Here is an 8,809-nt window from a genome sequence, read left to right on the forward strand (position 1 = left end):
AGCGAACAATCATGAATTACTCGACGAGTGCAGTCACGGTCGCAGGCGTGGACATCCATCTGCGCAAGAGCGGGAAAGGCAACCCGATACTGTTCTTGCACGGCGCCGGCGGTGTGCTGGAGTGGCTGCCTTTTTTTGATCGGCTAGCGGAAGACAACGAAGTGTGGGTGCCGGACCATCCGGGCTTTGGGAAATCGGATGACCCGAAGTGGATCAAGCACATGCCTGACTTGGCGATGTTCTATCTCGATTTCATGGAGGAACTGGCGCCGGCCGAAGGCTTCGATGTAGTCGGCCATTCGCTGGGGGGCTGGCTCGCAGCGGAAATCGCCATCCGCAATCCGGCAAAGATGCGCAGTCTGACTCTTGTCTCGGCCGCCGGGCTGCGGCTTGTCGGCACACCGATAGGGGATCCGTTCATCTGGAATGCCGAGGAGCGGGCCAGGAATCATTTCCATTCCCCGGAGCTGCAGGACAAAATGCTCAATATGCAGCCTAGCGGGGACATGCTCGACGAGATGATCAAGAACCGCTACAGCTTTGCCAAGCTGGCTTGGCAGCCGCGCCTGTTCAATCCAGACTTGGAGAAATGGCTGCACCGGATCAAGCTCCCTACCCAGATCATCTGGGGTCGCGAAGACAAGATCATTCCGGTCGCCTACGCCGACATGTGGAGCGAGAAAGTGAATGCCGCCTCTGTGACTATCATTCCCGATTGCGGTCATTTACCGGCCGCTGAAAAAGGCGATGCCCTGGCGACGCAGATCAAAAACTTCCTTAAGCAGGTGACAGCATGAAGATCATGAATTTCTCCCTGATGCCGTATCGCCACCTGGACATTCCGGAATCGCATAAGCATCGCTCGGCATGGGTAGTGTTGCCCAATACGTTTTACGACCCCGAAAAGGGCGCGAACGAATACGAAAGCTTCATCAATCTGCTGGCCGAATCGGAAGATCTGGGGTTCGACGGCATTGGCGTCAATGAACACCATCAAACCGCTTACGGCATGATGCCAGCGCCAAACCTAATCGCCAGTGCGTTGATCCAGCGCACCAAGAAGGTCAAGATCGCAATTCTGGGACGCGCGCTGCCGCTGGTGAATAACCCGATCAACATCGCGGAGGAATTTGCGATGCTCGACAACTTGTCGCGCGGGCGCATCATCTGCGGATTCGTGCGCGGCATCGGCGCCGAATATCACGCCTCCGGCGTGAATCCGGCTTTCTCCCACGACCGCTTCCATGAGGCGCATGATCTTATCGTCAAGGCCTGGACTACGCCCGGGCCGTTCCCCTGGGAGGGCGAGCACTACAATCTCAATTATGTGAACTTGTGGCCCCGTGTATATCAGACGCCGCACCCTCCGATCTGGATTCCGTCGCAAGGATCGATCGAAACCATTGAATGGGCCGCCGTTCCTGAGCGCCGCTATCCGTTCCTGATCACCTTCTCCGCACGCGACTCGGTCATCCGCAATCTGACCGCGTACCGCGAGCAAACAAAGAAATACGGCTATGAAGCCGACGAGAGCCAGCTTGGCTGGGCTGCGCCCGTGTATGTGGCCGACACTGAGGAGCGCGCCAAAGAGGAAGCCCGCGCCGGTCTTGAATCGCTGTTCAACGACTATCTGACCCTGCCCGTGGAAATGCTGCTGCCGCCGGGTTATACCTCCGCAGCGTCCATGAAAAAGATGATGGGCGCGCGTGCTGGCATCGGCATGGAACGCCAGTCGCTGGAAAAGCTGATCGCCCTGGGCACGGTGGTGGTTGGAACGCCCAAGTCCGTGCTGGAGCAGATCGAGCAGGTGCGTGAGAAGACCCGCTTCGGCACCTTCGTGTCGATGCTGCAGTTCGGTACCTTGCCGGACGAGTTGGCTCGCCGCAATACCGAGCTATTCGCTGCTGAAGTGATGCCCGAACTGCGTAAGCGGTAACCACCATGCGCGCGCAACAATTGTTTGATGTGTCCGGCGCTGTAGCCTTCATCACCGGCGCGGCCAATGGACTCGGACTGGCCATGGCAGAGGTCATGGCGGCGAACGGCGCACGGGTCGTGATGGCAGACATCAATGAAACCAGGCTGCGGGAGCAGGCGAAGAGGCTGGCGCAAAACGTGGCTCCCGGCGCGCAGGTGGAAGCGGTGGTGGTCGACGTCACTGACGCTGCCCGGCTCAAGGAGGCCATTGACCAGGCGGCGGCGGTGCATGGCGGCATCGATGTGGTGTTCGCCAATGCCGGCGTATCGATCGGTCCGGGCTTTCTCGCACCGGCCGGCCACATCGAGAATGCCAGCCGACCGGACTGGGACAGGGTCATCGACATCAATCTCAACAGCGTATTCACTACGCTGCAATGCGTAGTGCCACACATGAAGCGCAAGGGTTCGGGCAGCATCATTGTGACCGGCTCGATCGGTGGGCTGCGCTCGGAGCCCATCATCGGATACTCCTACATCGCCGCTAAATCGGCGGTGACTGGGATTGTGCGTCAGGCGGCGCTCGAACTCGCGCCGTTCGGCATCCGCATCAATGCGATTGCGCCAGGCCCTTTCCTGACCAATATCAACAATGGCCGGCTCGCCAATGAAGAAGTCGCTTCGCTGTTCGCTTCCCACACGCCGATGAACCGGCTGGCGGATCCGGACGAAATCAAGGGCGTCGCGCTGCTACTGGCATCCAAGGCGTCGAGCTACATGACCGGCACCGTGGTGTCGGTCGATGGCGGCATGATTGCCAGGTAGGCAGGCTGAGGTTACGCTTAGCCGGCATGCGGCGACATTACGTAGAACTAAAGGAAAATGTATGGCGCAAGTCTCAAAGGTTATCATCGTCACCGGCGGAGCCAGCGGCATCGGCTTTGCATTCACAGAACATCTCGCCCGCCTCGGGCACCGGCTCGTGATCGCCGACGTGCGCGGCGCGGATGAAGCCGCAGCGCGCCTGAGCGCGCAGGGCCTGGCCGCCGTCGGCGTAGCAGTCGATGTGTCGAGTGAGCAGGATGCGGCCGCCATGGTAGAGGCCGCCTGCGCGCAGTATGGCGGCCTGGATGCGCTGGTCAACAACGCGGCGGTCTTCGCTAATCTATCGCTCAAGCCATTCGACCAGATTCCGAAAGACGAGTGGATGACGGTCATGCAAATCAATGCGATGGGGCCCTTCCTGTGCGCTAAGGCTGCCGTGCCGGCGCTGCGGCGCCAAGGCGGCGGGCGGATCATCAATATCGCCTCAACCACTGCGATCAAGGGCACGCCGCACATGCTGCACTATGTCGCCAGCAAAGGCGCGGTCATCGCCTTTACGCGGGCGCTGGCCAGGGAACTGGGCAACGACAACATCACCGTCAATGCAATTGCGCCAGGGTTTACGCTCAGCGACGGCGTCCTGCAAAACGATTTGCATAACAAAATTGGCGACACTGCGAGAAAGGGCGCGCGCTCGATCCAGCGGGACCAGGTGCCGGGAGACCTGGTCGGTGCGCTCGCTTTCCTGATCAGCGATGGCGCCGGATTCATCACCGGGCAGACGCTTGCGGTGGACGGCGGTTCAGTATTTCTCTAGGCAGAGGGACTGGCATTGCTGACTCGAGTAATACTCGCAGGCTATTTCGAGAGGAGGTAATAATAACATTGGGGGACATGGTCAAAACTGCTACATGTACTGCCGTGCCGGGAGCCAGCACATAGCAGACGTTGATGGTTGCTTTGATCGCACCTTTTCCCGGGCTAATTCCGACCGCGGACGTTCGCTGTACGATACCTTCGGCTGTGAAAGAATGTTGCTGTGCATCGGCGGCGACCTGCTGAACGCCGGGCCGTTCATCCAAACAGCCATAGAGCATGACATTGACCTGCAAACGGTAAGCCTTACAGGCGAATCGTCGCGCGAACTGTACGAGGCGTGATCGACATTGATGAGGCCACATCAAATCGTCACCGGGCGCTGCTACTTAGCAGCCAGCACCGAGGAAGTGCTGGATACCGGTGCCGGCGGCCGGACCCGGCCTGCTGTCAAGTCAATGCCGTCGCAACGACAAAGAAAATGCCGGACTCTGTCCGCAAAATCTGCGCTGCCGATGGTTGCGATGCCAAGGCATCGGCGGAACATTTGTGTGCATTCTTCTTGCGATTTAAGATAAAGTGTTGCAATGGATATAAGCAAGGTTGACTTAAACTTGCTGGTCGTATTCGACGCCATGTTCCAGACCCAGAGCGTCACCTTGGCGGCGGAACTCGTCGGGCTGAGCCAGTCAACGATGAGCTATGAATTAGCTAAGCTCCGGCAGTTGTTTGACGATCCGCTATTTGTACGTATGTCCACTGGCATGCAGCCGACGCCACGCGCGCTGCAATTGGCCGGGCCGGTGCGTAGTGCGCTTGAAATCATCAAGAGTGATGTGCTCAAGCAGTTCCAGTTCGACCCGATCAAGTCCAAAAAAGTTTTTACGCTTTGTATGACCGATATCGCAGAGATGACGTTCATGCCAAGGATTCTGCGGTTTCTTGCCGTCGATGCACCCGAGGTGAATATCAGGACAGTAATCATGGACCACGCAAGCCTTGAACGCGCGATGGCCAACGGGGAAGTCGACTTGGCAATTGGTTATTTTCCTGATCTGAAGAAAGCTGGGTTCTTTCAACAACGGCTATTCCCGCATACTTTCATCGGGGTCGTGCGCAAGTCGCATCCGCGAATTGGCTCAACAATTACGCTGCAGCAATTTCTAAAGGAGTCGCACGTCGTAGTAACGCCTGAAGGCAGAAGCCAGGAAATCGTTGAGCGCATGCTTGAAAAAAAGGGCTACCTTCGCAGAGTTGCATTGACGACCCCCCATTTCGCTAGCGTACCGTTCATTATTGCGGCATCGGATTTGATCGGTATCGTCCCGATTGGCTTGGCTAACGCATTCAGCAACTTCGCGGAGCTAAAGACCGTGGATTTGCCCTTTTCACTGCCTGACTTCGATGTAAGGCAGCATTGGCACGAACGATTTCACAAGGATGAAGAAAACAAGTGGCTGAGGAAAAAGATAGCGAGCGAATTTGCAAATAACTAAACGCGGTATTCGGTCAATCGACTGGTCGGTTTGCGATGGTTCAGCATTCCTGCATGCCTAGACAAGTAATTTTTCTAAGCGCTACTAATGCCGACTGAAGGAAAACGCTTGGCTTCTGCATTTAATTAGATCCAACCGCGAGAATGACTAGGGGTACGTTCTACAGCCGGCTTTCTTCCGAAGCCTCATCCGGCTATTATTGAAGTTGAAGCCAAGCCTGGAATGGAAGGTTTAGACCTGCTGAAATACTTAATAGGGAAGTTCATGTAGATAGGCCTATTAATCTAGTTTTCCTATGCGTTGAAGCATATTATGGATTGCAAATTGGTCATTTAATGGTGTTCGCTGTACTTTGCTCCGGACCTAATGGATCTCGCGCCGCTGGTGATGTTACCTGCTTCCAAGGCAACAATCCCAGCGCAAAGTGCCATGGACTTGCTTGAGCTGGGACGTTGCGGGTATTTTGAGTTAAACAGACAAGATCTTTTTTGCGCGGAGAATAGTCATGAAGAAGTCAGTTGTAGTACTCACTAGCATGCTTGCCATATCGATATCCACTCATGCAAAGGCGAATGAGCAGCTAATCGGGACATGGCGTCTGGTAAGTCTTACCCAAACCATCGTTGCAACCAATGAAAAGGTAGACATTTTCGGAAAATCTCCCCAGGGTTTTATCAACTATGGTCGTGATAACCGCATGATGGTCTTGATTGTCAAAGACGAGCGCCCAAAACCTGGTTCACTGGAGAAAATGACAGATCCAGAACGCGCTGAACTCTTTAAGACGATGATTGCGTACGGAGGAACATACACTATCGAAGGCAAGACCATCACACACCATATTGATATTTCATCGAATGAAGTTTGGACCGGGACGAATCAGGTCAGGAATATCAAGTTTGACGGGCGCAAGGTAATCCTTACCACTAACCCACAACCACGTCCGCAAGATGGTAAGGTCGCCATTTCAACGTTGACGTGGGAAAAGCTGGAATAGGCCTTTTCCAGCCTCGAATTACAAGAAGCCAGAAGAAAATAGCTGAAACAGAAGGGCCTCGCACGTCGCTAGGAAAGCTAGGGAGCACGATCTTAAACTGACGGCGGCGTGCGCGGCGTTCAAAAAAGCCTTCTGCGTCAATGACTGCGCGGTCGGATAGTTTGCCCGCATCGATACCACGTAACGCTGCTGGAACAGCTTTTCAGAATGGATATTGCGCCCATGCCATTCGGGCAGATGGCCTAGCGAGAAGTCGATTTGGCTATCCTTGAGTCCGCTGCGAATCTCGTCCAAGCTGAGCGTCACCACGTCAACCCTGATATTTGGCGCAACCACCTGCATCCGTTCCAATAGCCTTGGAATAATGTGATTTACCCCATATGTCCGTGATGTTGAAACGGAAGATCTGGTCGCTTTTCGCCGGATCGAAGTCGATGTGCTGGCTTATAGTCTTCTCGAATCCGCGCATCGCGTCGCAATCGGGCCGGCGAGTTGCAATGCGTATGGGGTATCCAGCATGCCGCTTGAGGTATTGACGAACAACTGGTCGCCCAACATGTCGCGCAACTGGGCCAGCGCATGGCTCATCGCCGGCTGGGGATTTTCGAAGCGCTACGCCCCGCACGTGACGCAGCGTATCTCCGGAATCGCATAAAACGCTGCGAAAATATTCAGGTCTATTCAATGTGGGTTCATATCCTAAATGCAGTGAATAAACGGAATAAATTTGATCCATATGCTAGCTGAACCTAACATGGCGAAAAATTAGCTGCCCGCATGGCAGCAGCAATGGAAAAAGCAATGCAAATGAATGGAGCTGAAATCCTGGTCCGTACCCTTTTGGCAGGCGGCGTCGATTTATGTTTCGCCAATCCCGGCACCTCGGAGATGCACTTTATCGCCGCGCTCGACCAAGTCGAAGGCATACGCTGCGTGGCTGGCATTGTCCGAGGGCGTCGCCACCGGAGCAGCGGATGGCTACTACCGGATGACGCAGAAACCGGCATGCGCGCTGCGTCTGGCGGCAGGTCTGAGCAACGGCATTTCGAACTTGCACAATGCTAAGAAGGCGCAGTCGGGATCGTCAATGTTGTCAGCCAGTATGCAACCTATCACATGAATTACGACGCGCCGCTGTCGAGCGATCGCACTGGGTGCGGCCCTCGATGAATCTGTCTCGGTGGCGCCCGACCCCGCTCCAAGCGGTCGAAGCCGATGCCGTGCAACGCATCGCTAGAGCATTTTCACGCTGACCTGCCATAGCCGGCATGGCGGATATAACGCGCACATTCATCGGGAGTGAAGCAGCCGATTAAGTCGCCCATGGCGGACCACAAGGCATCCATGGTGCGCTTGGCTGCTTTCCTGAGCAGGGTTTGAGCTTGGCAAACACCTGTTCGATCGGGTTGTAGTCGGGGCTGTAGAGCGGCAGGTAGCGCAGCTGTGCTCCCGCAGCGTTAATGGCTTCGGCAATGCCAGCGACCTTGTGTGCACCGAGATAGTCCAGCACGATGATATCGCCGGGCTGCAATTCGGGAACCAGCGCTTGTTGTACCCATGCGCAGAAGGCAGGGCCGTTCATCGGGCCATCGAGCACCAATGGCGCAATCAATCCCGTGGTGCGCAAGGCGCAAACAAAGGTGGTCGTTTTCCAATGTCCGTAAGGTGCTTGCCCAATACAGCGCTGACCAATTGGAGAGCGTCCCCGGGTAGGCGTCATATTGGTGCTGGCCCAGGTCTCGTCGAGAAACGCCAATCGGCCAAGCACCGCGCCAGGCTGCTCGTCCTGCCAGGCCTGACGCGCCTGCGCTACGTCTGGACGCGTTTGCTCGGCCGCATGGAGTGACTTTTTTTCAGGCTCAAGCCCAGCCGGGCGACGGTCTTCCACACGGTGGTGATTCCGACTCGCACGCCGTGCTCGGCATGAAGCCACTCGCACAGCTGCTGCAAGGTCAGATCGCTCACGCTCGCTACCTGATCCGCCAAGGCTTGTTCCAGACCGCTGAGTTTGGACGGCACATGATTGCATTGCCGTCCCGGGGCATCCTCGCCGCGCCGACGCCGGCGGGAACGCGCCGGGCTACATACGATTGACTGACGCCGAAGCGTGCCGCGACTTCCCGAATGCTGCCCGGCGCACTCAGTACGCGATCGCGTAAATCTTGCCCATAGGCTTGTCCCAAATGCCAGACCATCGCCGTGCTCCTGTCGCTGAGTACCGCTTTGATCGTCCCATACGCAGCGGAGTTTTCGTCCTTTAATGAGGCAAGTCAGGGCGAAAATGCTCTAGGACCCTGCAGGAGCAAGGGCCGACGATCACATCCTGCTTTGCGGCACCGCCTTGCGCGGCAGGGCGCTCGAATGGGCCAACCGCATTGGAATGGACACGAGCAGACAACCCGGATCCGCGGCCAAAGGCGCTCATCGGGAAGTACGCGCTCTAGCAGTTGGCGAATGATGCAGTGAACAGTGTTTGGAAAATTGGCGATGCCTCTGGCGTCGCAGCGGTGCAGAAAGCGGCACAGGCGCTGGTCGAGCACTATAACGCATTGGTAAAGCAGGGTTTGTGGCGCGCCGCCGATGGCCAATTGTGTCGCCAGCGGTCCGCGGGGTAGGCGGTACTGCGATTATCTAGTCGGCCCTGAAGAATTCCGAATTTCAATAAATGAGATTGGTCTGGCAAGTACCTTTGAGCTTGTTGATGATCAGGCGCAGGTTGTGCCCGGCTCCGCACAACACCGCATGGATGGCGTCGCCG

Annotated in this window: 9 protein-coding genes and 2 pseudogenes; 8 read left to right on the top strand and 3 right to left on the bottom strand. The window is 56.4% G+C overall.

Annotated elements, in window-relative coordinates; translation table 11 throughout:
- The first annotated feature begins 11 nt into the window (after positions 1 to 11).
- The 7 genes from JJB74_RS22445 to JJB74_RS22475 all read left to right on the top strand — a co-directional run bounded on the left by JJB74_RS22445 (position 12) and on the right by JJB74_RS22475 (position 6,051).
- Positions 12 to 797 carry an alpha/beta fold hydrolase gene (locus JJB74_RS22445; protein ID WP_200595623.1) on the top strand — a complete coding sequence of 262 codons (786 nt, stop codon included), beginning with the start codon at positions 12 to 14 and terminating at the stop codon, positions 795 to 797.
- A gap of 77 nt (positions 798 to 874) precedes the next feature.
- Positions 875 to 1,936 carry an LLM class flavin-dependent oxidoreductase gene (locus JJB74_RS22450; RefSeq protein WP_325170158.1) on the top strand — a complete coding sequence of 354 codons (1,062 nt, stop codon included), beginning with the start codon at positions 875 to 877 and terminating at the stop codon, positions 1,934 to 1,936.
- Positions 1,937 to 1,941: 5 nt separating this feature from the next.
- A complete protein-coding gene (locus JJB74_RS22455) occupies positions 1,942 to 2,742 on the top strand; it encodes an SDR family NAD(P)-dependent oxidoreductase (RefSeq protein WP_200595627.1) in 801 nt (266 codons plus the stop codon).
- A 61-nt stretch (positions 2,743 to 2,803) separates the two neighbouring features.
- Positions 2,804 to 3,559 (top strand): SDR family NAD(P)-dependent oxidoreductase, encoded by a 756-nt coding sequence (locus JJB74_RS22460; RefSeq protein WP_200595628.1) that lies wholly within the window; start codon positions 2,804 to 2,806, stop codon positions 3,557 to 3,559.
- Between the two features lie 94 nt (positions 3,560 to 3,653).
- Positions 3,654 to 3,902: a hypothetical protein gene (locus tag JJB74_RS22465; RefSeq protein ID WP_200595630.1), complete on the top strand. Its 249-nt coding sequence runs from the start codon at positions 3,654 to 3,656 to the stop codon at positions 3,900 to 3,902.
- A 243-nt stretch (positions 3,903 to 4,145) separates the two neighbouring features.
- Entirely contained in the window at positions 4,146 to 5,054 is a 909-nt protein-coding gene (locus tag JJB74_RS22470) for a LysR family transcriptional regulator (protein ID WP_200595632.1), read from the top strand.
- Positions 5,055 to 5,559: 505 nt separating this feature from the next.
- Entirely contained in the window at positions 5,560 to 6,051 is a 492-nt protein-coding gene (locus JJB74_RS22475; protein ID WP_200595634.1) for a lipocalin-like domain-containing protein, read from the top strand.
- Positions 6,052 to 6,069: 18 nt separating this feature from the next.
- Here the strand turns inward: JJB74_RS22475 and JJB74_RS22480 are convergent, their stop codons facing one another.
- On the bottom strand, positions 6,070 to 6,477 hold the full coding sequence (locus JJB74_RS22480; protein WP_200595664.1) for a LysR substrate-binding domain-containing protein: 408 nt from the start codon (positions 6,475 to 6,477) through the stop codon (positions 6,070 to 6,072).
- Positions 6,478 to 6,495: 18 nt separating this feature from the next.
- A complete protein-coding gene (locus JJB74_RS33980) occupies positions 6,496 to 6,639 on the bottom strand; it encodes a hypothetical protein (RefSeq protein WP_325170159.1) in 144 nt (47 codons plus the stop codon).
- A 219-nt stretch (positions 6,640 to 6,858) separates the two neighbouring features.
- On the opposite strand from JJB74_RS33980, the pseudogene JJB74_RS22485 reads away from it, so the two are divergent.
- A pseudogene (locus tag JJB74_RS22485) lies at positions 6,859 to 7,197 on the top strand (thiamine pyrophosphate-binding protein); the annotation flags it as partial.
- A gap of 98 nt (positions 7,198 to 7,295) precedes the next feature.
- Here JJB74_RS22485 and JJB74_RS22490 read toward each other — a convergent pair.
- Positions 7,296 to 8,246, bottom strand: a pseudogene (locus tag JJB74_RS22490) (IS630 family transposase).
- Positions 8,247 to 8,809 lie beyond the last annotated feature (563 nt).

The sequence above is a fragment of the Noviherbaspirillum pedocola genome (assembly GCF_016632335.1).
Classification (GTDB): Bacteria; Pseudomonadota; Gammaproteobacteria; order Burkholderiales; family Burkholderiaceae_D; genus Noviherbaspirillum_A; species Noviherbaspirillum_A pedocola.